The sequence below is a fragment of the Actinocorallia sp. B10E7 genome, from assembly GCF_039871655.1.
GTDB lineage: Bacteria > Actinomycetota > Actinomycetes > Streptosporangiales > Streptosporangiaceae > Actinocorallia.
Genome location: NZ_JBDPLZ010000001.1, coordinates 468,800 through 492,329 on the forward strand (window position 1 = coordinate 468,800; position 23,530 = coordinate 492,329).

General features: G+C 70.1%; 29 protein-coding genes. 20 read left to right on the forward strand and 9 right to left on the reverse strand.

Features of this window, described 5'->3' with window-relative positions; all coding sequences use genetic code 11:
• Nucleotides 1–3 precede the first annotated feature (3 nt).
• On the forward strand, nucleotides 4–192 hold the full coding sequence (locus ABGB12_RS02180) for a DUF6104 family protein (RefSeq protein ID WP_347674092.1): 189 nt from the start codon (nucleotides 4–6) through the stop codon (nucleotides 190–192).
• A gap of 78 nt (nucleotides 193–270) precedes the next feature.
• Here the strand turns inward: ABGB12_RS02180 and ABGB12_RS02185 are convergent, their stop codons facing one another.
• Complete coding sequence (locus tag ABGB12_RS02185) at nucleotides 271–576, reverse strand: hypothetical protein (RefSeq protein WP_347674095.1); 306 nt, start codon at nucleotides 574–576, stop codon at nucleotides 271–273.
• A 260-nt stretch (nucleotides 577–836) separates the two neighbouring features.
• On the opposite strand from ABGB12_RS02185, the gene ABGB12_RS02190 reads away from it, so the two are divergent.
• The 4 genes from ABGB12_RS02190 to ABGB12_RS02205 all read left to right on the forward strand — a co-directional run bounded on the left by ABGB12_RS02190 (nucleotide 837) and on the right by ABGB12_RS02205 (nucleotide 4,964).
• Nucleotides 837–1,970: an NADP-dependent malic enzyme gene (locus ABGB12_RS02190; protein WP_347675013.1), complete on the forward strand. Its 1,134-nt coding sequence runs from the start codon at nucleotides 837–839 to the stop codon at nucleotides 1,968–1,970.
• Nucleotides 1,971–2,194: 224 nt separating this feature from the next.
• Complete coding sequence (locus tag ABGB12_RS02195) at nucleotides 2,195–3,274, forward strand: glycosyl hydrolase (RefSeq protein ID WP_347674097.1); 1,080 nt, start codon at nucleotides 2,195–2,197, stop codon at nucleotides 3,272–3,274.
• Between the two features lie 24 nt (nucleotides 3,275–3,298).
• Nucleotides 3,299–4,267: a zinc-binding dehydrogenase gene (locus ABGB12_RS02200; RefSeq protein WP_347674099.1), complete on the forward strand. Its 969-nt coding sequence runs from the start codon at nucleotides 3,299–3,301 to the stop codon at nucleotides 4,265–4,267.
• Nucleotides 4,268–4,457: 190 nt separating this feature from the next.
• Complete coding sequence (locus tag ABGB12_RS02205) at nucleotides 4,458–4,964, forward strand: ABATE domain-containing protein (protein ID WP_347674101.1); 507 nt, start codon at nucleotides 4,458–4,460, stop codon at nucleotides 4,962–4,964.
• On the opposite strand, the gene ABGB12_RS02210 is transcribed toward ABGB12_RS02205, so the two are convergent.
• Nucleotides 4,934–5,233, reverse strand: coding sequence for a S24 family peptidase (locus ABGB12_RS02210; RefSeq protein WP_347674103.1), 300 nt, complete (start codon nucleotides 5,231–5,233; stop codon nucleotides 4,934–4,936). The genes ABGB12_RS02205 and ABGB12_RS02210 overlap by 31 nt on opposite strands.
• A gap of 41 nt (nucleotides 5,234–5,274) precedes the next feature.
• Here ABGB12_RS02210 and sodN point away from each other — a divergent pair, with 41 nt between their 5' ends.
• From sodN to ABGB12_RS02240, 6 genes are all read left to right on the forward strand, one after another.
• Nucleotides 5,275–5,724: a superoxide dismutase, Ni gene (gene sodN / locus ABGB12_RS02215; RefSeq protein ID WP_347674104.1), complete on the forward strand. Its 450-nt coding sequence runs from the start codon at nucleotides 5,275–5,277 to the stop codon at nucleotides 5,722–5,724.
• 136 nt (nucleotides 5,725–5,860) lie between these two features.
• Nucleotides 5,861–6,310, forward strand: a complete 450-nt coding sequence (locus ABGB12_RS02220; RefSeq protein ID WP_347674106.1) for an Rrf2 family transcriptional regulator — start codon at nucleotides 5,861–5,863, stop codon at nucleotides 6,308–6,310.
• Nucleotides 6,311–6,393: 83 nt separating this feature from the next.
• Nucleotides 6,394–7,587: a globin domain-containing protein gene (locus ABGB12_RS02225; protein WP_347674108.1), complete on the forward strand. Its 1,194-nt coding sequence runs from the start codon at nucleotides 6,394–6,396 to the stop codon at nucleotides 7,585–7,587.
• 53 nt (nucleotides 7,588–7,640) lie between these two features.
• Nucleotides 7,641–8,111, forward strand: a complete 471-nt coding sequence (locus tag ABGB12_RS02230; protein WP_347674110.1) for a GNAT family N-acetyltransferase — start codon at nucleotides 7,641–7,643, stop codon at nucleotides 8,109–8,111.
• 73 nt (nucleotides 8,112–8,184) lie between these two features.
• The gene (locus ABGB12_RS02235) at nucleotides 8,185–8,613 is read left to right on the forward strand and encodes an anti-sigma factor (protein ID WP_347674112.1); all 429 of its coding nucleotides are present in this window, start codon (nucleotides 8,185–8,187) and stop codon (nucleotides 8,611–8,613) included.
• A 119-nt stretch (nucleotides 8,614–8,732) separates the two neighbouring features.
• Complete coding sequence (locus ABGB12_RS02240) at nucleotides 8,733–9,452, forward strand: RNA polymerase sigma factor SigF (RefSeq protein ID WP_347675015.1); 720 nt, start codon at nucleotides 8,733–8,735, stop codon at nucleotides 9,450–9,452.
• Between the two features lie 27 nt (nucleotides 9,453–9,479).
• Here ABGB12_RS02240 and ABGB12_RS02245 read toward each other — a convergent pair whose 3' ends face one another.
• Nucleotides 9,480–9,887 (reverse strand): hypothetical protein, encoded by a 408-nt coding sequence (locus ABGB12_RS02245; RefSeq protein ID WP_347674114.1) that lies wholly within the window; start codon nucleotides 9,885–9,887, stop codon nucleotides 9,480–9,482.
• 52 nt (nucleotides 9,888–9,939) lie between these two features.
• On the opposite strand from ABGB12_RS02245, the gene ABGB12_RS02250 reads away from it, so the two are divergent.
• Together ABGB12_RS02250 and ABGB12_RS02255 are read left to right on the forward strand one after the other, a co-directional pair.
• Entirely contained in the window at nucleotides 9,940–10,869 is a 930-nt protein-coding gene (locus tag ABGB12_RS02250; RefSeq protein ID WP_347675017.1) for a diacylglycerol kinase family protein, read from the forward strand.
• A gap of 302 nt (nucleotides 10,870–11,171) precedes the next feature.
• The gene (locus ABGB12_RS02255; protein ID WP_347674115.1) at nucleotides 11,172–11,438 is read left to right on the forward strand and encodes a WhiB family transcriptional regulator; all 267 of its coding nucleotides are present in this window, start codon (nucleotides 11,172–11,174) and stop codon (nucleotides 11,436–11,438) included.
• Nucleotides 11,439–11,619: 181 nt separating this feature from the next.
• Here ABGB12_RS02255 and ABGB12_RS02260 read toward each other — a convergent pair whose 3' ends face one another.
• Nucleotides 11,620–13,146, reverse strand: a complete 1,527-nt coding sequence (locus ABGB12_RS02260) for a histidine kinase N-terminal domain-containing protein (protein ID WP_347674117.1) — start codon at nucleotides 13,144–13,146, stop codon at nucleotides 11,620–11,622.
• Nucleotides 13,147–13,187: 41 nt separating this feature from the next.
• Between ABGB12_RS02260 and ABGB12_RS02265 the strand changes: the two genes are divergently transcribed.
• The gene (locus ABGB12_RS02265) at nucleotides 13,188–14,336 is read left to right on the forward strand and encodes an 8-amino-7-oxononanoate synthase (RefSeq protein ID WP_347674119.1); all 1,149 of its coding nucleotides are present in this window, start codon (nucleotides 13,188–13,190) and stop codon (nucleotides 14,334–14,336) included.
• Nucleotides 14,337–14,459: 123 nt separating this feature from the next.
• Nucleotides 14,460–15,182: a GntR family transcriptional regulator gene (locus ABGB12_RS02270; protein WP_347675019.1), complete on the forward strand. Its 723-nt coding sequence runs from the start codon at nucleotides 14,460–14,462 to the stop codon at nucleotides 15,180–15,182.
• Nucleotides 15,183–15,327: 145 nt separating this feature from the next.
• On the opposite strand, the gene bioB is transcribed toward ABGB12_RS02270, so the two are convergent.
• The 5 genes from bioB to ABGB12_RS02295 form a co-directional block, all read right to left on the reverse strand.
• Complete coding sequence (gene bioB / locus ABGB12_RS02275) at nucleotides 15,328–16,323, reverse strand: biotin synthase BioB (RefSeq protein ID WP_347674121.1); 996 nt, start codon at nucleotides 16,321–16,323, stop codon at nucleotides 15,328–15,330.
• Nucleotides 16,320–17,048: a dethiobiotin synthase gene (gene bioD / locus ABGB12_RS02280; RefSeq protein WP_347674122.1), complete on the reverse strand. Its 729-nt coding sequence runs from the start codon at nucleotides 17,046–17,048 to the stop codon at nucleotides 16,320–16,322. The genes bioB and bioD overlap by 4 nt, the downstream gene beginning before the upstream one ends.
• A gap of 90 nt (nucleotides 17,049–17,138) precedes the next feature.
• On the reverse strand, nucleotides 17,139–17,315 hold the full coding sequence (locus ABGB12_RS02285) for a hypothetical protein (RefSeq protein WP_347674123.1): 177 nt from the start codon (nucleotides 17,313–17,315) through the stop codon (nucleotides 17,139–17,141).
• Nucleotides 17,316–17,337: 22 nt separating this feature from the next.
• Nucleotides 17,338–17,550: a biotin/lipoyl-binding carrier protein gene (locus tag ABGB12_RS02290; protein WP_347674125.1), complete on the reverse strand. Its 213-nt coding sequence runs from the start codon at nucleotides 17,548–17,550 to the stop codon at nucleotides 17,338–17,340.
• Between the two features lie 148 nt (nucleotides 17,551–17,698).
• Complete coding sequence (locus tag ABGB12_RS02295; RefSeq protein WP_347674126.1) at nucleotides 17,699–18,472, reverse strand: methyltransferase domain-containing protein; 774 nt, start codon at nucleotides 18,470–18,472, stop codon at nucleotides 17,699–17,701.
• 293 nt (nucleotides 18,473–18,765) lie between these two features.
• Between ABGB12_RS02295 and ABGB12_RS02300 the strand changes: the two genes are divergently transcribed.
• The 5 genes from ABGB12_RS02300 (at nucleotide 18,766) to ABGB12_RS02320 (ending at nucleotide 23,503) form a co-directional block, all read left to right on the forward strand.
• Nucleotides 18,766–19,335 carry a sigma-70 family RNA polymerase sigma factor gene (locus ABGB12_RS02300; RefSeq protein ID WP_347675020.1) on the forward strand — a complete coding sequence of 190 codons (570 nt, stop codon included), beginning with the start codon at nucleotides 18,766–18,768 and terminating at the stop codon, nucleotides 19,333–19,335.
• Complete coding sequence (gene rsrA, locus ABGB12_RS02305) at nucleotides 19,332–19,613, forward strand: mycothiol system anti-sigma-R factor (protein ID WP_347674128.1); 282 nt, start codon at nucleotides 19,332–19,334, stop codon at nucleotides 19,611–19,613. Before ABGB12_RS02300 ends, rsrA begins: the two co-directional genes overlap by 4 nt.
• Before the next feature lie 10 nt (nucleotides 19,614–19,623).
• Nucleotides 19,624–20,538, forward strand: coding sequence for an NAD-dependent epimerase/dehydratase family protein (locus ABGB12_RS02310; RefSeq protein WP_347674130.1), 915 nt, complete (start codon nucleotides 19,624–19,626; stop codon nucleotides 20,536–20,538).
• Between the two features lie 332 nt (nucleotides 20,539–20,870).
• The gene (locus ABGB12_RS02315) at nucleotides 20,871–22,211 is read left to right on the forward strand and encodes an HD-GYP domain-containing protein (protein ID WP_347674132.1); all 1,341 of its coding nucleotides are present in this window, start codon (nucleotides 20,871–20,873) and stop codon (nucleotides 22,209–22,211) included.
• Nucleotides 22,212–22,228: 17 nt separating this feature from the next.
• Complete coding sequence (locus ABGB12_RS02320) at nucleotides 22,229–23,503, forward strand: HD domain-containing phosphohydrolase (RefSeq protein ID WP_347674134.1); 1,275 nt, start codon at nucleotides 22,229–22,231, stop codon at nucleotides 23,501–23,503.
• Nucleotides 23,504–23,530: the final 27 nt, after the last annotated feature.

Sequence of the window (23,530 nt, forward strand, 5' to 3'; positions counted from 1 at the left end):
GCCGTGTACTTCACCGACCGCGGCATCGAGGAACTGACGGCCAGGCGCGGCGAGGAGGAGGTCTCCCTCACCTGGGTGGCCGAGCGGCTGCGCGAGTTCGTCGATCTCAACCCTGAGTTCGAGATCCCGGTCGAGCGGCTGGCCACCTGGCTGGCCCGGCTCGACGATGACGACGAGGACGAGGACGGCTGAGCCGCCCTGATCCCCATGTCGCGGGGGCGTGCCGGAGTCGTCGGGGCTCCGGCACGCCCCCGCGGTCTCCGGAGGGTCTCAGGCTCCGGTGCGGGTCTGGTCGGCTGACGTGCGCCGGTAGGTGATCATGCGCTTGACCTCGACCAGCCGGCGCTTGCGCACCTGCTTGGTGCGGTTGGAGCGGATCCGGCGGAACTCCTTCATCCGGTCCCTGGGCACCGGGACGCGGACGCCGGTGGGCTCGTAGCCGAGCCGGTTCCAGGCGTGCGAGGGCCTCTTGCCCCCCCCCCAGCGGGGCTTGCCCTGGTTGCGGGCGTTCAAGGCGAAGCAGGCGGCCGGTATGGAGCCGAGCGTCGGCGGGGCCTGGACCGCCGCCTGGATCAACTCCTCGGGGCGACCTTAAGGAACCGGACAAAGGTGACATACTTCACACCGCCCCCCCAAAGTTTGAAGTCGAGCGTCCGTATGCCACAATCGCTTGACGGGTGACCCCCGTGTACGTCGAGAGGCGACCGCCCACACCCCCCGAACACCGCAAGGCAGGGTGTCGATGCGGCGCCTGCCCGAACTTCCGTAACTTTCGTCTGAGTGGGGTCGCTGTGGCTACTGACCTTCCCGATTACTCCAATGACCCGGTCTTCGCCATGCACGTCGGCGGCAAGCTCGAGGTCCGCTCCACCATCCCCGTCCGGAACAAGGACGACCTCTCCATGGCCTACACCCCCGGAGTGGCCCGCGTCTGCACCGCGATCGCCGACCACCCGGAACTGGCCCACGAGTACACCTGGACCTCCAAGGTCGTCGCCGTCGTGACCGACGGCACCGCGGTCCTGGGCCTGGGGGACATCGGCCCCGCCGCGTCCATGCCGGTCATGGAGGGCAAGTCGCTCCTGTTCAAGGAGTTCGCCGGCGTCGACTCGGTGCCCATCGCCCTGGCCACCACCGACGTCGACGAGATCGTCGACACCGTCATCCGGATGGCCCCGTCCTTCGGCGGCATCAACCTCGAGGACATCAGCGCCCCCCGCTGCTTCGAGATCGAGGACCGGCTGCGCGCCGCCCTGGACATCCCGGTCTTCCACGACGACCAGCACGGCACCGCCATCGTGTCGCTGGCCGCGCTCAAGAACGCCTCCCGGCTGCTCGGCAAGCCGCTTTCGCAGATGCGCGGCGTGATCGCCGGCGCGGGCGCGTCCGGCGTCGCCGTCTGCCGCATCCTGCTCAACGCGGGCGTCGGCGACATCGCCGTGGCCGACAGCAAGGGCCTGATCTACCAGGGCCGGGACGGCCTGAACAGCGTCAAGCAGGCGCTGGCGGAGGACACCAACAAGGCGGGCCTGACCGGCTCGACCGAGGAGGCCCTGCGCGGAGCCGACTTCTTCATCGGACTGTCGGGCTCCACCGTCGCCGAGTCCGCCATCGCCACGATGGCCGAGAACGCGATCGTCTTCGCCCTGTCGAACCCGACCCCCGAGGTCGAGCCCGACGTGGCCGCCAAGTACGCCAAGGTCGTCGCCACCGGCCGCAGCGACCACCCCAACCAGATCAACAACGTGCTCGCCTTCCCCGGCATCTTCAAGGGCGCCATGGACGTCCGGGCGCACTCGATCACCGAGGGCATGAAGGTCGCCGCCGCCGAGGCGCTGGCCGCCGTCGTGACCGACGAGGAGCTGGCGGCCGACTACATCATCCCCAGCCCCTTCGACCCGCGGGTCGCTCCGGCGGTCATCGCCGCGGTGTCCGCCCAGGCCAGGGCGGAGGGCGTCAACCGGATCTGATCCGGCCGCAGGATGTCGGCGCCGCTCTCCCTCCGTCGCCCCGGAGGGAGAGCGGCGCCGAACTTTTTCAGAGGCTTTCGCCAGACACGTCCGAAACGTTGGGGTTGCATGAATATTGGTTACATTTAGGCAAACAAGTCCTACAACAAGATCATACTTCGCAAAGCGCTGGTAACGTGCCGAACTCCTGTAAGGCACTCACTCCGTCTGGAGCGACTCAGCGTATGAAGAAGGCCCTGCAACGCCTCGCCGTCCTGTCCCTTCCACTGGCCCTCACAGCCAGTGTCATGCCCGCGCAAAGCGTCTCCGCGGCCGTCGACAGGACGGCCAAGTACAACGCCAAGGCGCCGAAGGGCTTCAAACGGAAGAACGCCAAGGGCGTCACCAACGTGAACAAGTACCTCTACCCCCGCCGGGAGTACGTGGGCGTGTTCACCCAGTACGACAACCGCTCCCCCGTCTCCGGAGCCAGGTACTTCGGCGGCCTGGTCGGCAAGAAGAAGCCCAACGTCATCAAGGGCTTCGCCAACTGGGGCGCGCCCTTCGACCAGGCCTGGGCCAAGAACATCTGGAAGGCCGGCGCGATCCCGCAGTGGGAGCTGGAGGCTCACCCGGTCGACTGGAACGGCCAGATCACCATCAAGAAGATCGCCAACGGCGCCGGCGACGCCTACATCAGAGGCCTGGCCAAGAGCATCCGGGCCGCCAAGGTGCCGGTGGCACTCAGCTTCGCCCACGAGTTCAACGGCGACTGGTACGAGTGGGGCTACTGCAGCCGGCCGAACAACAACCCTCCCGCCGCCGCGTGCAAGTACAAGAACAGGCCTTCGGACTTCAAGAAGGCTTGGAAACGCATGCACAACATCTTCACCAAGGCGGGCGCGACCAACGCCATCTGGATGTGGTCGCCCAACGAGACCGGCCCCCGCGCCGAGGTGGGACTCAAGCAGTTCTATCCCGGTGACGCCTACGTCGACTGGATCGGTCTGATCGGCTACTACCGCAGCACCTCCAGCACCTACGCGAAGGTCTTCAAGCCCAGCGTCAGGCAGCTGCGCAGGTTCACCAGGAAGCCGATCCTCATCGGCGAGGTCAGCACTCGGCCCGGCGGCAACCGTCCGAGGCAGATCAGGGACTTCCTGAAGAACGTCGCGGCCGACCCCGGGGTCATCGGCTTCATCTGGTTCAACAAGGACCAGCGCGAGAACGAGGGTCCCAACGGCGACTACCGGGTGGAGCAGAGCAAGGCCGGGGTCACCGCCTTCAAGACCGGCCTGAAGAAGGGGTACTTCGGTCGCAAGTGAGGGCCTGTGGTTAGGGTCGGGGGCATGTTCGCTGTGACCGCGGCGCGTATCGACGCCGAACGACCGTTGAACGGGCTGGAGCTGGGCGAGCGCCCCGACCCCGTGGCCCCCGAGGGCTGGACCACCGTCACCGTGAAGGCGGCGGCGCTGAACCACCACGACCTGTGGACGCTGCGCGGGGTGGGGATCCGCCCCGAGCAGCTGCCCCTGGTGCTGGGCTGCGACGCCGCGGGCGTCGACGAGGACGGCAACGAGGTCATCGTCCACTCCGTCATCGGGGATCCCGACCGGGGCCAGGGCGACGAGACCCTCGACCCCAAGCGCTCGCTGTTGTCGGAGGTGCACGACGGCACCTTCGCCGAACGGGTCGTCGTGCCCCGGCGCAACCTCGTCCCCAAGCCCTCGGCTCTCAGCTTCGAGGAGGCGGCCTGCCTGCCCACGGCCTGGCTGACCGCCTACCGGATGCTGTTCGACAAGTCGGGGGTCCAGCCCGGCTCCACCATCCTGGTGCAGGGCGCGGGCGGCGGGGTGGCCACCGCGCTGATCGCGCTGGGCGCCAAGGCCGGGTACCGGGTCTGGGCCACCAGCCGCAGCGAGGCCAAGCGCAAGCGGGCGCTGGAGCTGGGCGCGGACGCGGTGTTCGAGAGCGGGGCGCGGCTGCCCGCCCGGGTCGACGCGGTCATGGAGACGGTCGGGCAGGCCACCTGGGCGCATTCGGTGAAGTCGCTGCGGCCCGGCGGGCGCATCGTCGTCTCCGGCGCCACCAGCGGTCCGATGCCCCCGGCGGAGCTCACCCGGGTGTTCTTCCTCCAGCTGCAGGTGGTGGGCTCCACCATGGGCACCCGCGAGCAGCTGGTCCGGCTGGCGTCCTTCCTGGAGACCACCGGGCTGCGCCCGCCCGTCGACCGGGTGCTGCCGTTGGCTCGGGCCCGGGAGGGTTTCGCCGCGATGACCGAGGGCGAGCTGTTCGGAAAGATTGTTTTCACCATCTGAAGCCTCCGCTCCCGTCCGGACGCCTTCACCTGCGCCTTCGCCGCGCGGGCGGCGGGAACGGGGCCCGTCCGGGAGGCGGGGAATTCGCCGGGGACCGGCCTGAATTGGGTTCGGTCCCCCCATCGCGTGTCATACTCGCCGCAGATAAACCGAATTCATCACATCGGGCCTCACTGCGCGAGGGGCGGAAGTGGACCTCGTTTCATACGCGGACCTGGTCGTCGAACTGGTCAACACCCACGATCCGGCAGAGGACGCCCTGCGCGACCTGGACTCCCTGCGGGCGCTGCTGACCACGCGCCCCCATCTGCTGGGCCGGCTCACCTACCGGGACCTGGAGGCGATGCGCCAGTTGCGGCAGGAGCTGCGCGCCATCGTCGAGGCGGCCGTCGCGGGCGAGGGCGACCGCGCGGCCGAGGGGCTCAACGCCCTGCTCATCCGCCATCCGGTGCGCCCGGCGCTGTCCGACCACGACGGCCACCGCTGGCATCTGCACCTGACCGAGGACGGCTCGGTCCCCGACCGCTACGCCGCCGGAGCGGCGATGGGACTGGCCGTCCTCATCGGCGAGAAAGGGCTGGACGCACTGGGCCTGTGCGCTTCACCGGAATGCCGGAACATCTTTTTCCACACGGGCCCCGACAGAAGTCAGCTTCATTGTTCCGATCACTGCGCCAAACGGGACGGCGGCCAATAACGCAGCACCACCCGGCCCAGGACGTCCTGTTCGGGAACCGCCCCGAAGTCCCAGCTGTCGCGCCGTCCGGGAGCCCGCTGGTTGTCGCTCTCCAGCCACCAGCCGCCGTCCTGGCGGAACACCGCCCGCTTGACCAGCATCAGCCCGTCATGGCGCGCCACGACGACGTCGCCCTCGCGCACCGGGCCCTCGCGCACCAGGAGCCGGTCGCCGGGGCTCAGTGTGGGCAGCATCGAGAGGCCCTCCACCCGGACCGCCTTCCAGCGCACGTCGCCTCACCTCTCGCATCCGGACACCCGTCCTCGGAGTAATGTCTGATCTACAGCATGATCCGAGTCCGCCCACTCACGAAGGGAACCACACGGTGAGCCTTCTTCGTCCGAGCACGGTCGTCTCCGCGCACTGCGACCTGCCCTGCGGTGTCTACGACCCCGCTCAGGCCCGCATCGAGGCCGAGTCCGTCAAGGCCATCATGGAGAAGTACGCGGCCAACGAGGACCCGGCGTTCCGCGCCCGGGCCACGGTCATCAAGGAAGAGCGGTCCGACCTGGTCAAGCACCACCTGTGGGTGCTGTGGACCGACTACTTCAAGCCGCCGCACTTCGAGAAGTACCCGCAGCTCCACGAGCTGTTCAACGAGGCGACCAAGCTCGCCGGCGCCGGCGGCACCAAGGGCACCTTCGACGTGAAGGTCGCCGAGCAGCTGCTGGAGAAGATCGCGGAGATCGACACGATCTTCTGGGAGACCAAGAAGGCCTGAACCGCCTTCGGTCTGTCCGTACATGCCCGGTCCGCGAGGGCCGGGCATGTGCATTTCCGGGCTCGGTGAGATATGCCACACTCCCAAGGGCGTTCCTAAATACGCATCAGAGATGCGTATTTGCTACCTTCATGGTGTGCGCTTGACGAAGTTCACCGACCTGGCTCTCCGTGCCGTGATGCGCCTGGCGGTCTCCGGAGAGGACGGCCCCCTGACCACCCGTCAGGTGGCCGAGGCAGTGGACGTGCCCTACGCGCACATGGCCAAGGCGGTCAGCCGCCTCCAGCGCCTCGGGGTGCTGGAGGCCCGGCGGGGCCGCGGCGGAGGGCTCGGGTTGACCGTGCTCGGCCGTCGCGCCTCCATCGGCTGGCTGGTGCGGGAGCTGGAAGGCGAAGGAGAGGTGGTGGCCTGTGAGGGCGACACCCCATGCCCCCTGCGGGCGGACTGTCGGCTGCGGCGGGCCCTCCGCGACGCGCAGGAGGCCTTCTACGCCTCCCTCGACAGGGTGACCGTGGCCGACCTGGTCTCCTCCTCCGGCTCCGGCGGTCCGGTGCTGGTCGGACTCTCCGTCCGCCCGTCCGGCTGAACGAACTCCCGAAGATCCATCGAACCGGCCCGGGGACACCCCCATGCCAAAATATGAAGATCACTTACCAATAAGGAGTCCCCATGCTGTCCGAGCAGTCCGTCCCGGTCATCCGCGCCACCCTTCCCGCCGTCGGCGGCGCCATCGGGGACATCACCCCGCTCTTCTACAAGAAGATGTTCACCGCCCGCCCGGAGCTGCTGCGGGACCTGTTCAACCGCGGGAACCAGGCCAGCGGGGACCAGCCCAAGGCGCTGGCCGGCTCGATCGCCGCCTTCGCCACCATGCTGCTGGAGCGCCCCGACGAGCGGCCCGACGCGCTGCTCAGCCGGATCGCCCACAAGCACGCTTCGCTCGGCATCACCGCCGACCAGTACCAGATCGTCCATGAGCACCTCTTCGCCGCGATCGTCGACGTGCTCGGCGAGGCCGTCACCCCCGAGGTGGCCGCGGCCTGGGACGAGGTCTACTGGCTGATGGGCAACGCGCTGATCGCCGCGGAGGCCGCGCTCTACCAGGAGGCCGGCGCCCCCGGCGGGAACGTCTGGCGGGAACTCGAGGTCGCCGACCGCCGTGAGGAGACCTCCGACGTCGTCTCCTTCCTCCTGCGCTCCCCCGACGGCTCCGCCCTGCCGCCCTTCCGCCCCGGCCAGTACGTGAGCGTCCAGGTCGAGCTGCCCGACGGCGCCCACCAGATCCGCCAGTACAGCCTGTCCTGCGCCCCGGGCCGCCCGGAGTGGCGGATCACCGTCAAGCGCGTGCGGGCCGCCGCGGGCACCCCCGAGGGCGAGGTGTCCTCCTGGCTGCACGAGCACGCCATGCCCGGCGACCGGCTGCGGGTCTCCGTGCCCTTCGGCGACCTGGTCCTGCCGGACGGCGACGGGCCGCTGCTGCTGGTCTCGGCCGGCATCGGCAGCACCCCCATGCTGGCCATGCTCGACCACCTGGTGTCCACCGGCTCCACCCGCCGCGTGATCGTGGTCCACGCCGACCGCTCCGACGCCGCCCACGCCCACCGGGACGAGCTGCGCTCCCTCGTCGAGGCGCTTCCGAACGGCGAGCTGCACCTGTGGTATGAGGAGGCCGGCGCGCCCGAGGCCCGGGTGGGCCAGGCCGATCTGGGCGTCCTGAACCTGCCCGAGGGCGTCACCGCCTACCTGTGCGGCCCGCTGCCCTTCATGCGGACCGTGCGCGGCGACCTCCTGGGCCTCGGCGTCCCCGCCCGGGACGTGCACTACGAGGTCTTCGGCCCCGACCTGTGGTTCGGCCAGGACTGACCCCCGGATCACCCGCACGACGGAGCAGGGCGGATCGTGGCTACGCTGGAGCCATGATCCGCCCTGCTCTTCCCGAAGACGTGCCGACCATCCTTCGCTTCATCCGCGAGCTCGCCGACTACGAGCGCGCGCTGGACCAGGTCGAGGCGAGCGAAGAGGACCTGCGGCGGGCCCTGTTCGGCCCCTCTCCCGCCGTCTTCGCCCACCTCGCCGAGGACGAGCGGGGGGAACCGGTCGGGTTCGCCCTGTGGTTCCTCAACTTCTCCACCTGGACCGGCCGTCACGGTATCTATCTGGAAGATCTTTACGTCACGCCCGAGGCCCGCGGCGGCGGGCACGGCAAGGCCCTGCTGTCCGAGCTCGCCCGGATCGCAACAGAACGGGGCTATGCCCGGTATGAATGGTCTTGCCTGGATTGGAATGGGCCCTCCATCCGGTTCTACAAGTCCCTGGGAGCCGAGGCCATGAGCGAATGGACCGGCTACCGGCTCAGCGGACGTGCGCTCCGGGCGGTCGCCGAGTAAGCGTGGCTTCACACCGAAGAGTGCAGGGCAGGGTAGTTTCAAGGGAGCGAGACAACCCCGAAGAGGGAGATACGTGACTGAGGAAACCGCTGCCATGACGGCAGGCACCAAACTCACCCTGCGTGATGTGGTGACCGTGAAGCTGCCTGCCGCGAGTGCCTATCTGTCGGTGCTGCGCACCGCGACGGCCGGGCTCGCGGTCAGGCTCGACTTCACCATCGATGAGATCGAGGACCTGCGGATCGCCGTCGACGAGGCGTGCGCGATGCTTCTCGCCCAGGCCGTCCCGGGAACGGACCTGGTCTGCGAGTTCGAACTGACCGGCGACGCGATGCGCATCGCGGTCTCGGTGCTGACCGTGGACGGGCGCACGCCCAGCCGCGACACCTTCGCCTGGACCGTGCTGTCCTCACTCGCCGGCGAGGTGGACGCCACCGCGGGACCCGACGACCGGGTGACCGTCACGCTGCAGAAGCGGCGGGGCTCGGGCGGAACTCCGTGACGTCCCCCGAGCGCACCTCCGAGGGAGAGGGCATCCTGGCCGAGGAGGTCGTGGTGCCCGAGCCGCAGCGTGCCGCAGCAGTTCCCGACCGCTCCCGGGCCAAGGAACTGTTCCACCGGATGCAGAGCCTGCCCGAGGGCGACCCCGAGCGGCAGCGCATCCGGGACCAACTGGTCGAGATGCACCTCCCGCTGGTGGAGTACCTCGCCCGCCGCTTCCGCAACCGCGGCGAGTGGCTGGACGACCTGGTCCAGGTGGCCACCATCGGGCTGATCAAGTCGATCGACCGCTTCGACCTGGAGCGGGGGGTGGAGTTCTCCACCTACGCCACCCCGACGATCGTCGGCGAGATCAAGCGCCACTTCCGCGACAAGGGCTGGGCGGTCCGCGTTCCGCGCAGGCTGCAGGAGCTCAAACTCAGCCTGACCAAGGCGATCAGCGAGCTGGCCCAGAAGGAGGGCCGCGCGCCGACCGTCGCGGAGCTGGCCGCCCACCTGCAGATGAGCGAGGAGGAGGTGCTGGAGGGCCTGGAGTCCGCCAACGCCTACTCCACGGTGTCGCTGGACGCCCCCGACTCCGGGGACGAGGACGCTCCCGCGGTCGCCGACTCGCTCGGCATGATCGACGAGTCGCTCGAGGGCGTCGAGTACCGCGAGTCGCTCAAGCCGCTGCTCGAGAAGCTCCCGCCCCGTGAGAAGAAGATCCTGTTGCTGCGTTTCTTCGGCAACATGACCCAGTCCCAGATCGCCACCGAGCTCGGCATCAGCCAGATGCACGTCTCCCGCCTGCTGGCCAGGACCCTGGCCCAGCTGCGCGAGGGCCTGACCGCCGAGGACTGAGAAGAGACCGCCGAGGAGGGGCGCCGGTCAGTCCGGCCGCTCCTCCTCCTGGTCCTCGCTCCCGTACAGGGCCAGGCCGACCGGCCTGCTGAACAGCGCGACCAGCGCGCAGACCCCGACGGCCACCAGCGGATAGCCCCACTGCGACTGGTCGCTCTGCACCAGCGACACCGCCACCGGCAGCAGGAACAGCTGGGTCAGCACCGCGGGAGAGCGGCTCCAGCGTTCGCATGTGGCCAGTCCGTGCGCCACCTTGAGCATCGCCGCGCCGCCGATGATCGCCAGCCCGGCCACCGCCAGCGCGGTCACCGTGTTCTGCGGGTCGCCCACGAGGGTCTCCACTGCGGTGTAGAGCCCGCCGCCGACGGCGATCAGGCCCACGACGGCCTCCAGCGCGGCGGCCAGAAGCAGGGTGCGGGGTGGACGATTCGACACGCTCCCCAGAGTACCGCCGGGCCGCGTGACATACGCTGGCGCCGTGCGCGCCATGCTGATCGCCAATCCGAAGGCCACCTCCACCACCCTGCGGGCCAGGGAGCTGCTCACCCGCGCGTTCGCCGGTGACCTGGAGGTGGAGACCGTCGAGACCGCGCACCGGGGCCACGCGATGGAGCTGGGAGCCCTCGCGGCGGCCAAGCGGTACGACTTCGTCATCGCCCTGGGCGGCGACGGCACCGTCAACGAGACGGTCAACGGGCTGATGAGCCAGGGCAGGGAGGCCTCCGACCGGCCGGCCCTGGCGATCCTGCCCGGCGGCAACGCCAACGTGCTGGCCCGCGCGCTGGGCCTGCCGAACGACCCGCTGCGCTCGATCGCGGCGATCCTGGGGGCCCTGCGCACCGGGCGCACCCGCACGATCGGCCTGGGCCACGTCTCCACCGGCCTGGAGGAGCGCTATTTCACCTTCACCACCGGGATCGGCCTGGACGCCGAGGTGGTGCGGGCCGTCGAGGGGCTGCGGGGCGGCGGGAAGGCCACGAACCTGATGTACGTGCAGGGGGCGCTGCGCCAGTTCTTCTCCGGCACCGACCGCGAGCATCCCGCACTGGAGGTGCACGACCATCGGGGGCGGGTGGCGCGCGGCCTCTACCTCGCCTTCGTCTCCAACGCCTCGCCCTGGACGTACCTGGGCCCGCGCCCGGTCGTTCCGAGCCCGCGGGCGGGGTTCAGCACCGGCCTCGACCTGTTCGGCATGCGCAGCCTGGACGTCCTGCCGGTGCTGGGCGCGCTGGCGCAGATGCTGATCCCGGCCACCGGCGGCCCGCGCGGACGTCACGTGGTGGAATTGCACGACGCGCCGGAACTGACGATCAAGGCCTCCCGGCCCACGGCTTTGCAGGTCGACGGGGATTATCTGGGGCTGCGTGATCATTTCAAGTTCCGCAGCGTGCCCAAAGCAGTACGAGTGGTCATCTGAGATGAAACTCTCATTGCACTGAGCTGCGAGAACATCTATGCGCAACCGTCTAAACGACTAATGTGACGGCCACGTTCCAACGGTGTGACACATACGACATCCATACTTTGAGAAACGTTTCTCAAAGTACTTGCGCCGTCCATTGCCCCCCTGACACGCTCAAAGTGCGCCATCAAGCAGGGCAGGGATCCCGATCCGGGCCCGCATCTGCGGGCGTGACCCCGAGGACGCCGAAGTGGCTCGGGTCGCATCTCACATCGTGAAACACTTCACTAAGTTTCATTTCGAGAAGGAGTGGACGCATGGACTGGCGCCACCGCGCAGCCTGCCGTGACGTGGACCCCGAGCTGTTCTTTCCGATCGGAAACACCGGCCCGGCCCTGCTGCAGATCGAAGAGGCCAAGCAGGTCTGCCGCAAGTGCGACGTGTCCGCCGGCTGCCTCCGCTGGGCTCTGGAGTCCGGCCAGGACGCCGGGGTCTGGGGCGGCATGAGCGAGGACGAGCGCCGCGCCCTCAAGCGCCGCGCGGCCCGTGCCCGCACCCGCGCCAACATGAACGCCTCCGTCTAGTCGTACCGCCCTTTCCAAAGCGCATTTCCCAGGAGTAGGACGCGCCGGGCTCCCCGCCGGTTCACTTCTCCTCGGCTTTTCTCGGGACTTTCACAAGGGGCCTGGAACCTCCGGGACCCCTCCCGGGACGCGGACCAGTCGACGCTTCTGACAGACCTACGGTCTCTCAGAAGCGTTACGGCTATCTGGGGGCGTTCTGGCCCAGCGGCAGGTCCAGGGTGACCTCGGTGCCGCCGCCGGGCCGCTCCCCGAACTCCAGGGTGCCGCCCAGCTCGCTCTCGGTGAGCGTGCGGACGATCTGCAGGCCCAGGCTGTCGGCCTTCTCCGGGTCGAAACCCGGAGGCAGGCCCACTCCGTCGTCGGAGACCACCAGCCGCAGCCGCCCCTCGGTGCGCGAGGCCAGCACCTCCAGCGTGCCGCCCCGCCGCGCCAGCCCGTGCTCCAGCGCGTTCTGCAGCAGTTCGGTGAGGATCATCGCGATCGGGCTGGCGATCGCCGCGGGCAGCACCCCGAAGTTGCCGCGCCGCTTGGGGTGCACCCGGGTCTCCACCGCCATCACCTCCCCCGACATGGCGATCACCCGGTCGGCGATGTCGTCGAAGTCGATCAGCTCGTCGGGGGTGTGCGAGAGGGTCTCGTGCACGATGGCGATCGAGCCGACCCGGCGCACCGCCTCCTCCAGCGCCGCCCTGCCCTCGGGGATGCGCAGCCGCCGCGCCTGCAGCCGCAGCAGCGCCGCGACCGTCTGCAGGTTGTTCTTCACCCGGTGGTGGATCTCGCGGATGGTGGCGTCCTTGCTCATCAGCTCGCGGTCGCGCCAGCGCAGCTCGGTGACGTCGCGCATGAGCGCGATCGAGCCGATGCGCTCCCCGGAGATGATGAGCGGGATCATCCGCAGCTGCACCACCGAGCCGTTGGACTCGATCTCGACCTCGCGGTCGGCCTTGCCGCTGAGCACGCCGACCAGCGACTCGTCCATCGGCGTGCCGTCGGCGGTCAGCCGGTCCGCGGTCTCGCCCAGGTGCACGCCGACCAGGTCGGTGGCCAGGCCCAGCCGACGGAAGGCCGACAGGGCGTTGGGGCTGGCGTAGACGACCCGGCCCGCCAGGTCCACCCGCAGCAGCCCGTCACCGACCCTGGGCGAACGGATGAGGTTGGGCTCGGCGCCCGGCACCGGGAACCGGCCCTCGGAGATCATCTGGGCCAGGTCGCTGGCGCTCTGCAGGTAGGTCAGCTCCAGCCGGGAGGGGGTGCGCGCGGAGCTGAGGTTGGTGCTGCGCTGGATCACCCCGATCATCTTGGCCTGGTCGCCCCTGCGGGCCAGGATCGGGATCGACTCCTCCCGGACCGGGATGCCGCTCCCCCACTCCGGGTCGCCCTCCCTGACGATGCGGCGCTCCCGCCAGGCCACGTCGATGAGCCCGCGCCTGCCCGTCCGGACGATCTTGCCGACCAGGTCGTCGGGGTAGGCGGTCGGCCCGGTGGTGGGGCGCATCTGCGCCACGCACACCCAGCCCTCCACCGTGCGCGGAGGCCACTCCTCAGGACTCACCGGATGGCGCGGGTCGCGCTGCGGCACCCACAGCACCAGGTCGGCGAAGGACAGGTCGGCCAGCAGCTGCCAGTCCGAGACCAGGGAGTGCAGCCACTCCAGGTCCTGCTGGTCGAGGTCGGTCTGCTGACGGACGAGATCGGACAGGGTAGGCACCTGCCCATCATCGCAGCAGGGCCGCCTGGGAGGATGGGCAGGTGAACCCCTTGAAGCGACTGCGCGAGGCGACCGAGCGGCGGGAGCGGGACGGGCTGCGGCGGAGGCTGCGGCCGCGGAGCGCCGACCACGACGGCCTGATCGACCTGGCCTCCAACGACTACCTCGGGCTGTCCCGCGACCCGCGGCTGATCGAGGGCGCCGTCCGGGCCGTCCGCGAGTACGGCACGGGCTCCACCGGTTCGCGCCTGGTCACCGGCACCACCCGGCTGCACGCCGAGCTCGACGAGCGCCTGGCCGCGTTCTGCGGCGCCGCGGCGGGCCTGACCTTCTCCTCCGGCTACCTGGCCAATCTGGGGGCCGTGGCGACGCTCTCCGGGCCGGGCACGCTGGTGGTGTCCGACCAGGTCAACCACGCTTCGATCGTGGACGCCTGCCGGCTGTCCCGCGCGCGGGTGCGGATAGCCCCGCACCGGGACACCGCCGCCGTCGAGCAGGCCCTCAGGGAGCGCTCCGAGGAGCACGCGCTGGTCGTCACCGACGCCGTCTTCTCCGTGGACGGCGACCTGGCGCCGCTGGCCGAGCTGCACCGGCTGGCCCGAAGGTACGGGGCGCTGCTGGTGATCGACGAGGCGCACGCCCTGGGCGTCGTCGGCGAGCACGGCCGGGGCGCGGCCTGGGCGTCGGGACTGGCCGGAGAGCCCGACGTGGTGCTCACCCTCACCCTGTCCAAGTCGCTGGCCTCGCAGGGAGGAGCGGTCCTGGGCGCGCCCGAGGTGATCGAGACCCTGGTCGACACCGGCCGGACGATGATCTTCGACACCGGGCTGAACCCGGCGGCGCTGGGGGCGGCGCTGGCCGCGCTGGACGTCATCGAGTCGTCCCCCGAGCTGCCCGGGCGGGCCCGCGCCAACGCCCGCGCCATCGTCAAGATCGCCGAGTCGCACGGGCTGGAGAGCTCCGTCCCCGACGCCGCGGTCGTCCCGGTGTTCCTCGGGGAGGCCAAGGCGGCGCTGCGCGGGGCCGAGATCTGCGCGGAAAGAGGACTGAGGGTTGGCTGTTTCCGGCCACCCTCGGTGCCCGCGGGCCGCGCGTGTTTGAGGATCACCGCACGGGCGAGCCTCAACGAGGCGGAACTCACAGGTCTCGACCAGGGACTGCGTGCGGTCGCCCAGGATGTGGCCCCGTAATCTGCTCGCGTAACATCGAGCCAAACCGGCGGTGAACAAGGAGATTCGTTGACAGCCGAACACGCCCTAGGTGATTTCGGGCTCGGCCCGCTTCCCGGCAGGCCGCAGAGCCCGGGCTCGCCTTTGGCGAGCGCTCCGCGGATCCCGAAGTACTACCGGCTCAAGGAACTGCTCGTCGAGCTGATCACCTCGCTGCCCCCGGGCAGCCCGCTGCCACCCGAGCGCACCCTGGCCGAACGGTACGGCACCTCCCGCACCACGGTGCGCCAGGCGCTGGCCGAGCTGGTGGTCGAAGGGCGGCTGCAGCGCATCCAGGGCAAGGGCACCTTCGTGGCCAAGCCCAAGGTGCCCCACCAGCTCCAGCTGGTCGGCTACACCGAGGACATGCGCCACCACGGCCTCCGCCCGGAGACCAAGATCCTGGACGTGGCGTACCTGACCGCCGACGAGCGGCTCGCGTCGCTGCTGGGCATCAGGCCCGGCGGCCGGGTGCTGCGCATCCACCGGCTGCGGCTGGCCGACGGCGACCCCATGTCGATCGACTACACGCACCTGCCCGCACGCCGGTTCCCCGGCCTGCGCAAGGAGCTGTCCCGCAACCTGTCGCTGTACGAGACGCTCGCCGCCGCCTACGACGTGCACCTGGCCGAGGCCGAGGAGACGATCGAGACGGTGCTGGCCACCCCGTACGACGCGCAGGTGCTCGGCGTCGACGTCGGGCTGCCGCTGATGCTGATCTCCCGGCAGTCCTTCGACACCTCGGGCGAGCCCGTGGAGTGGGCCCAGTCGTTCTACCGGGGCGACCGCTACAAGTTCGTCACCCGGCTGCGCCGTCCCGGCGGCTGAGCGTCCCGTCCATCTGAGGGGCGACCCCCGGACCCCCGCGAAGGCGACAGCCGGTCCTCGCTTCGCTGCGGTCGACCGACCCGGGTCCGGGGTCGCCCTGGCGGGCTTTTCGTGGAAGAACGGGCGTCCCCGGACGCCTGAGGCCCTACAGAGTCTGGCTGAGCGCCTTGATCGGCATCTTGAGGTCGGTCAGCAGGTCGAGGTCCCGGTCCGCGTCCCGGCCCAGCGTCGTCAGGTAGTTGCCGACGATCATCGCGTTGATCCCGCCGAGCAGGCCCTCCCTGGTGCCCAGGTCGCCGAGGGTCAGCTCGCGGCCGCCGGCGTAGCGCAGGATCGTGCGCGGCAGCACCAGCCGGAAGGTGGCGATGGTCTTCAGCGCCTCGGCGCCCTCGACCAGCGGGAACGACTCGAACGGGGTGCCCGGACGGGGGTTGAGGAAGTTCAGCGGCACCTCGTGCGGGTCCAGCTCGGCGAGCTGGGCCGCGAACTCGGCGCGCTGCTCCAGGGTCTCGCCCATGCCGATGAGGCCGCCGCAGCAGACCTCCATGCCGGCCTCGCGGACCATCTGGAGGGTGTCCCAGCGCTCCTCCCAGGTGTGGGTGGTGACGACCTTGGAGAAGTGCGACTTCGCGGTCTCCAGGTTGTGGTTGTAGCGGTGCACGCCCCAGGAGGCCAGCGCGTCGACCTGCTCCTGGGTGAGCATCCCGAGGGAGCAGGCGATCTGGATGTCCACCTCGGCGTTGATCGCCTCGATGCCCTTCCTCACCTGGTCCATCAGCCGCTCGTCGGGCCCGCGCACGGCGGCCACGATGCAGAACTCGGTGGCGCCGGTCTTGGCCGTCTCCTTGGCCGCCTCGACCAGCGAGGGGATGTCCAGCCAGGCGGCCCGCACCGGCGAGGAGAACTGGCCGGACTGCGAGCAGAAGTGGCAGTCCTCGGGGCAGCCGCCGGTCTTCACCGAGATGATGCCCTCGACCTCGACTTCGGGGCCGCAGTGGCGCATGCGCACCTCGTGGGCCAGTCCGAGCAGCTCCTCCAGCCGCTCGTCGGGGAGAGAGAGGCACTCCAGGGCCTGCGCCCGGTCGAGCCCCCGGCCCTCCTCCAGCACCTGCTGCCTGGCGATCGTCAGGATGTCAGTCACGGGGTTGTGCCTTTCTGGTGGGTCTCTCGGAAAGTACCAGCGTCGAAGATCCCGCCGAACGCCGGGGACAGCCCAGCGCGCGCGGCGAGCAGGAACTCGGGGGCCGGCAGGGCTCCCGCGCCCGACGGCAGCACCCCCGCCAGCGGCCGGGCGGCCAGCGTCTCCAGGTCGCGGAGGTTGCAGCGCTGCGCCAGGTCGGGCTCGGCGGGCCAGGATCCGACGACCAGCCCGGCGAGCTGGACTCCGCGGTGCGCCATCGCCTCCAGGGTGAGCGCGGTGTGGTTGAGGGTGCCCAGGTCGGGCCTGGCCGTCACCACGATCGCCGCGCCCAGCCAGCGGGCCAGGTCGGCGATGGTGTTGCCCTCCTCGTCGAAGCGCACCAGCAGCCCGCCCGCGCCCTCGACCAGCACCAGGTCCCGGGTGTGGGCCAGCTCGCCGACCAGCCCGGCCACCTGGGGCAGCTGGACCGGGGGCAGTCCGCTGACCCGGGCCGCGGCGGCGGGCGACAGCGGATCGGGGAAACGGGCGACCTCGTGCAGGTCGGTGACGGCGGCCAGCCGCCGGACCTCCTGAACGTCGCCGGGCTCCTCGGGGCCCACTCCGGTCTGGGCCGGCTTCACCACCGCGACGGACGCCCCGCGGGCCGCGGCCAGCGCGGCCAGGGCCGCGGTGACCACGGTCTTTCCGACTCCGGTATCGGTTCCGGTGACGATGAGCACACTCACGGCCCCGACACTAGACCCCGGGCCTCGACGGCCACCTCGCGGAATCCCACAGAAAACAGGCGTCCGGCTTGTAACCCGGGTTCGGGCGGTTCAGGCCGAGGTCAGGGTGCCGTGCTCCACGCAGCGGGCGGTCCAGCCGCGGGGTGTCACCTGCACCACCATGCGGCGGCGGCAGCGGGCGCAGAAACGGGGCGGCTCCAGCCGCAGTGCCTGACGGCAGGCGGGGTGCTCACCCGGCTCGCCGCAGTGCTCGCAGTACGTCTCCATAGCCGGACAACCTACTCGATGCCTACTCGACGACCGCGATGAGATCGCCCTCCTGGATCACGTCGCCCTCGTCCACCGCGACCCTGGTCACGGTGCCGCCCTCCTCGGCCAGGACCGGGATCTCCATCTTCATGGACTCCAGGATGACCAGGGGCTCGCCCTCGGCCACCGCCGCCCCCTCACAGACCAGCACCTTCCAGACGTTCGACACCAGTTCCGCGCGGACCTCGGCCACGACGGCTCCCTTCGCTCGGCATCCCCCCGGCCCGGCCGGCGCGGCGGGCCCGTCCGCGATCAACGGATCTCCCGAACCTATCGAGGCGGCGGGGCCCCGGGGATCGAGCCGACCGACAAAACGACGCCCGTGAAATTTGTGGCGCGCGTCACCGTCTCCTGGCCGTCTCGGCCGTCTTGATCGCGCTCGCCAGCAGATGGATCCCGACCGACTCGTCCTCGACGCGACAGTCGTAGGGGGTCTGCAGCTCGGTGCGCACCAGCCGGGACAACGCCTGCGGGTCCTGGCTCAGCACGTGCTCCGCGGTGGAGGGCGACACCACCGTGCGCGGCCTGATCCACTCCACCTCCAGGCCCGCCTCCGTCAGGAACTCCCGTACCTGGTCCGACCAGAAGCAGCGGGTGATCGTCCCGTCCGGCCAGGGCACCAGCACCACCTCGGCGCGCGGCACGTCCGACAGGTGCGGCCACAGGTTCTGCTCGGCCAGCACCGCCAGGCCCAGGGTGAGCGAGTCGACGCACAGCAGCAGCCTGCCGCCGGGCCGCAGCACCCGGGCGATCTCCTGGACCGTCTCCTCGGTGGCCAGGCAGCGGGAGAGCACCCCGTCCTCGGCGATCACCGCGTCCATGCTGCCGTCGACCAGGAAGTCGAGGGTGGACGGGTCGGCCACGATCCGCTGGGGGCCGTCCGCGGCCGCCTCCGGGGTGGTGACCACCTCCAGCACGTGGTGCCCGGCCTCCGCGGCCTGCCGCGCCGACCGGCTCTCCCCTCCCGACACGTCCAGGATCGTGGAACTGCGCCGGGGAAGCCAGCGCGCCAGCTGGGCGGAGGCCACGGCCTGGTAGAACGCCCAGTAGCCCGACAGCTCGTCTTGATCTTGATCCTGGCTGAGAGCGGGGGATCTGCCCGGTAGCGGCAGCAAAAGGGGGACTCCTGTCTACGTGTACGGGTCATCCTTCCCCGTACCGGCCGTCTCGTCACCCCTGGACCGCATCGGGAAGGGTCATCTTCCGGGAATGTGCATCCGCATTTCGATGTTGCCTCGAAGGTACATCGCGTGAGAGGTGGTCAATGCCGGTACTCGCAGGGGTCCGTGACGGTGAAGGGCGGGGCGGACGGCTATTGTCGTATCCGCAAGATCGTGCACCGGTTCCTTCTCAGCGTGCACCGGTTCCTTCTCAGGGGGTGGGTACAGTACCGGGCTCCACCGAGACGATGGCCCAGCGCAGCGAGCGCTTCCAGCGAGATGTGCTGCCCTTCCTGGACCAGCTCTATCCGGCCGCGCTGCGGATGACCCGCAACCCCGCGGACGCGGAGGACCTCGTCCAGGAGACCTTCGCCAAGGCCTTCGCCTCCTTCCACCAGTTCAAGGAGGGGACGAATCTCAAGGCGTGGCTTTACCGCATCCTTACCAACACTTTTATCAACAGTTACCGCAAGAAGCAGCGGGAACCCAAGAACACCGGCACCGAGAACATCGAGGACTGGCAGCTGGCCCGTGCCGAGTCGCACACCTCCAGCGGCCTGAAGTCCGCCGAGGCCGAGGCGCTGGAGCACCTGCCGGACTCCGACGTCAAGAGGGCTCTGCAGGAGCTGCCCGAAGACTTCCGCATCGCCGTCTACCTCGCCGACGTCGAGGGCTTCTCCTACAAGGAGATAGCCGACATCATGAACACCCCCATCGGCACGGTCATGTCGCGGCTGCACCGGGGCAGGCGGCAGCTGCGCTCCATGCTGGAGGACTACGCCGTCGAACGAGGCCTCACTCGGGAGGGTTCGCAATGAGCTGTGGAAACGAGCACCAGACCCCGTGTACCGAGGTCTTGGCCAGGGTCTACACCTACATCGACGGCGAACTCGAGGACGTGGGCTGCGCCGAGATCCAGCAGCACCTGGACGAGTGCGGGCCCTGCCTGCGCGAGTACGGGCTCGAGGAGTCGGTGAAGAAGCTGGTCGGCAAGTCCTGCGGCTGCGACCCGGTGCCCACCGACCTGAAGGCCAAGGTCCTGGGCCGCATCGAGCAACTGCTGGCCTCGCCTCCACCCCTGGAGTCGGAGCAGTAGGCTTGCGCGGGTGCGCATCCTCGTCACCGGCGCGGCCGGCTTCATCGGCTCACATCTCGTGGACCGGCTCCTGGCCGACGGACATGAAGTCATCGCCGTCGACAATCTCGCCTCCGGGCGCAGGGACAACCTCACCGACCGGGTCGAGTTCCACGATCTCGACGTGGCCGACCCGGCCCTGAGCCGACTCGCGGCGTCCCGCTCCCCCGAGGTCATCTGCCATCTGGCGGCCCAGGTGAGCGTCAGGGTCAGCGTGTCCGACCCGCTGCTGGACGCCCGCACCAACGTCGTCGGCACCGTCAACGTGCTGGAGGCGGCCCGGGCCGCGGGATCCCGCAAGACGGTCTTCACCTCCAGCTGCGCGGTCTACGGCGTCCCCGATTCTCTGCCCGTCGGCGCGGACGCCGAACTGCGCCCCAAGTCCCCCTATGCCGCGTCCAAGACGACCGGCGAGATCTACCTGAAGGCCTACCGCGAACTGCACGGGCTGGACTACACGACGCTGGCGCTGGCCAACGTCTACGGCCCGCGCCAGACCCCGGAGGGCGAGGCGGGCGTCATCTCCATCTTCACCGCCGCGCTGCTGGAGGGCCGCCCGACCATCGTGTACGGCGACGGAAGCAACACCCGCGACTACGTGTACGTCGCCGACGTCGTCGACGCCTACGTCAGGGCGCTGGAGACGGGCTCGGGCGAACGCTTCAACATCGGCACCGGCGTGCAGACCTCCGACCGCCGGCTGCACACCCTCGTCGCCGAGGCCGCGGGCGCGCCGGACCGACCGGACACCGCGCCGTTCCGGCTCGGCGACCTGCCCGCGATGGCGCTCGACCCGGCGCCCGCGCTGGCCGGGCTCGGCTGGAAGCCGCGCACACCGCTGGAGGAGGGGCTCGCCGCCACGGTCGCGTGGGCGCGCGGCCGGTAGATCGCTCAACATTGCGTGACGATCAGTTCACGCTTTGCTCTCGTTTTTTCGTGTCGCTGTGGGAGCAACGTCACGTTGGTTAGTCTTGGGGCTAACCGGCCAGTGGCGGGGAGCAAGGTACCAGATCCGGGGGAATTCCCCGGATCTTCTTCGGGGGGAGAACGACCATGCTCAGGTACTTGACGTTCGTCACGCTCTACGCGGCGGCGACCGTGACGGTGCTGCTGACCGAACCCATGGGTGTTTCCTGGGTCTGAGCGGCCGGCGGCGCTTCCAGCCAGGAGGCGCCACGGTTCATCCGAGCCCCAGAGCGAGTCCCGAGAGGCGGCGACATGCGCGGACTTCCCGGTCTTCCCCCCGCCGCCTGGGGGTATGTCGGCACGGTGGTCGCGAGCGCGGCCTTCGTCCTGTCCACCGGTTCCTACGACGACGTCCGCCGGTCGACCCTCGTCGTCCTGGCGGCGCTGTTCCTCATCTGCGACTCCGCCCCCGCCCTGCTCAACCTGGAGCGGGCCAGGGTCTCCCTCAGCTTCTCGGCGTCGCTGGCGTCCGTGGTCCTGCTCGGGCCCGACGGCGCGGCCCTCGTCGGCGCGTGCGCCATCGCCGCCTTCCAGCGCGTCGCCCTCATCAAGCGCGTCTACAACGCCGCGCAGTTCGTGTTGTGCGGGTACATCGCCGGAACCGTCTACGAGCTGCTCAGCCCGCACGCCCACTGGCGGCCCGCCGTCGACCTGGAGCTGCTGCCGTTCCTCGGCGCGCTCGTCGCCTACGTCGCCTGCAACCTGATGATGGTCGGCGGCATCCTGCTGCTGAGCAGGCAGGCCACCGTGCGCGCGCTCATCGACGAGATCCGGCGGCTCACCCCGGGGCTGCTGGGGTACGGCTCGTTCGGGCTGCTCATCGCCGGGGTCTACCAGGCCATCGGGATGTTCGCCCCGGTGCTGGTGCTGCTGCCGCTGTTCGTCGCGCGGTGGGCCTTCGCCCAGACCCGCGACCAGCAGCGCGCCCACGAGGCCACGCTCGCCGCGCTGTGCCAGGCGGTGGAGACCAAGGACTACTACACCCGGGGGCACAGCGAACGGGTGTCGCGCGGCGCGGTGATGATCGCCGAGGAGATCGGCATGAGCCCGGCGCGGCTGGAGGCCATCCGGTTCGCCGGGATGCTGCACGACGTCGGCAAGCTCGGCGTCCCCACCAAGGTGCTGCAGAAGGACGGGCCGCTGTCGGAGGCGGAGTTCGCGGCGATCCAGCTCCACCCGATGCGCGGGCTCGAGATCGTCCAGGAGATCGGCTTCCTGGACGAGGCGCTGAAAGGCATCATGTACCACCACGAGAAGCTCAACGGGCGCGGCTACCCGATGGGGCTGGCCGGGGACGAGATCCCGGAGTTCGCCCGCATCATCGGGGTGGCCGACGCCTTCGACGCGATGACCTCCACCCGGTCCTACCGTCCGGCGCGCTCCGTCGAGGAGGGCGTCGCCGAGCTGTGCAAGTGCAGCGGCACCGACTTCGACCCGCAGATGGTCGAGGCGTTCCTGCGGGCGCTGGAGAAGACGCCCTGGGACCCGCCGAAGCCGGTGGTCGTGCCCGAAGGCGAGCACGTCCAGACCACCCGGCAGGACCACGACGATCCGAGCGCTCCGCTGAAGGTGATGGGCGAGAAACCATGGTGACCGGCAGCCGCCTTCAGGTGGCACGTGAGAAACCCGCCTGGCAGCATCTGGACTCCGCCCAGCTGGTGCTGCTCGGCGCGGCCGCGACGCTGACCGTCGCGGCGGCGGTCTCGCTGGCCGCGGCGGGAACGGTGGACGAGCCCAAGCCCGCCGTCATCTTCGGCGCGCTCATCGCGCTGGGCGAGTTGTTCCGGATGAACATGCCGGGCGGGCGCGAGGTCGCGCCGATCAGCACCGCCGGAGCACTCGGCTACGGCATGCTGCTGAGCGTCGGCGGCGAGCCCGTCACCTACTCCGCGCTGCAGGTGGTGGCGGTGACGGCGGCCGGCATGTTCGCCGGCACCCTGCCGCACATCGCGGTCGGCCGCTCCCCCCAGCTCGACGCGATGGCCCGCAGGCTGGTCGTGGCCGCGGCGGTGGCGTTCCTGTTCCGCCCGCTGACGGGGCTGCTGTTCGACGAGCGGCTCACCCTCGGCGAATGGTGGACGGCGCTGGGCCTGATGACGGTCATCGCGTGCGCGGCGGGCTGCTCCGACATGGTGGTCGCCGCGGCGATCCGCGCGGAGGCCGTCCGCGTCCGGTTCGGCATCGCCTTCCTCGACGAGTTCCGCGCGGGCGTGCTGCTGTGCGCGGCCAAGACCGCGACGGGCATGCTCATCGCGGTCGCCACGTCGGTCATGGGGCTGGCCGCGCTGCTGCTGTTCACCGCGCCGATCCTCACCACCCAGTTCGCCTTCCGCCGTTACGCGGCGGTGCGCACCACCTACCTGCAGACGGTACGCGCCCTGTCGCGGGTCACCGAGGTGGGCGGGTACGTCGAGACGGGGCACTCGCGCAGGGTCAGCAGGCTGGCCGTGGCGATGAGCCGCGAGCTGGGCATGACCGAGGAGCAGTCGCTGGAGCTGGAGTACGCGGCGCTCATGCACGACATCGGGCAGCTCTCGCTGCCCGACCCGATCCCCGGCGGGGCGACCGTGTTCGCCTCCCCCACCGAACAGCGCCGGATCGCGGAGCTGGGCGCGAACGTCATCGAGCAGACCGGGGTGCTGGACAGGGTCGCCCACATCGTGCGCTGCCAGTCCGACCCCTACTCGGCCGATCCCGCCCCCCCGCTGGCCGGCCGCATCATCAAGGTGGCCAACGCCTATGACGACCTGGTCGGCGACTCCACCGACCGGGACCGCGCCGCCGCGGTCCTGGAGCGGCTGCGGCTGGACTCCGTCTCGGAGTACGACCCGGCCGTGGTGGAATCGCTCGGCACCGTCCTGGAACGCCGCACCTACCGCTGGTGACCGTTCTTCTCCCGGGAGAATCTCACG

Excerpts from the sequence above, each read along its gene's own strand:
- ABGB12_RS02190 (WP_347675013.1), top strand. The coding sequence starts at position 837 with ATGCACGTCGGCGGCAAGCTCGAGGTCCGCTCCACCATCCCCGTCCGG.
- ABGB12_RS02195 (WP_347674097.1), top strand. The coding sequence starts at position 2,195 with ATGAAGAAGGCCCTGCAACGCCTCGCCGTCCTGTCCCTTCCACTGGCC.
- ABGB12_RS02200 (WP_347674099.1), top strand. The coding sequence starts at position 3,299 with ATGTTCGCTGTGACCGCGGCGCGTATCGACGCCGAACGACCGTTGAAC.
- sodN (WP_347674104.1), top strand. The coding sequence starts at position 5,275 with ATGTCTGATCTACAGCATGATCCGAGTCCGCCCACTCACGAAGGGAAC.
- ABGB12_RS02225 (WP_347674108.1), top strand. The coding sequence starts at position 6,394 with ATGCTGTCCGAGCAGTCCGTCCCGGTCATCCGCGCCACCCTTCCCGCC.
- ABGB12_RS02230 (WP_347674110.1), top strand. The coding sequence starts at position 7,641 with ATGATCCGCCCTGCTCTTCCCGAAGACGTGCCGACCATCCTTCGCTTC.
- ABGB12_RS02240 (WP_347675015.1), top strand. The coding sequence starts at position 8,733 with ATGCAGAGCCTGCCCGAGGGCGACCCCGAGCGGCAGCGCATCCGGGAC.
- ABGB12_RS02250 (WP_347675017.1), top strand. The coding sequence starts at position 9,940 with ATGCTGATCGCCAATCCGAAGGCCACCTCCACCACCCTGCGGGCCAGG.
- ABGB12_RS02255 (WP_347674115.1), top strand. The coding sequence starts at position 11,172 with ATGGACTGGCGCCACCGCGCAGCCTGCCGTGACGTGGACCCCGAGCTG.
- ABGB12_RS02285 (WP_347674123.1), bottom strand. The coding sequence starts at position 17,315 with ATGGAGACGTACTGCGAGCACTGCGGCGAGCCGGGTGAGCACCCCGCC.
- ABGB12_RS02300 (WP_347675020.1), top strand. The coding sequence starts at position 18,766 with ATGGCCCAGCGCAGCGAGCGCTTCCAGCGAGATGTGCTGCCCTTCCTG.
- rsrA (WP_347674128.1), top strand. The coding sequence starts at position 19,332 with ATGAGCTGTGGAAACGAGCACCAGACCCCGTGTACCGAGGTCTTGGCC.
- ABGB12_RS02315 (WP_347674132.1), top strand. The coding sequence starts at position 20,871 with ATGCGCGGACTTCCCGGTCTTCCCCCCGCCGCCTGGGGGTATGTCGGC.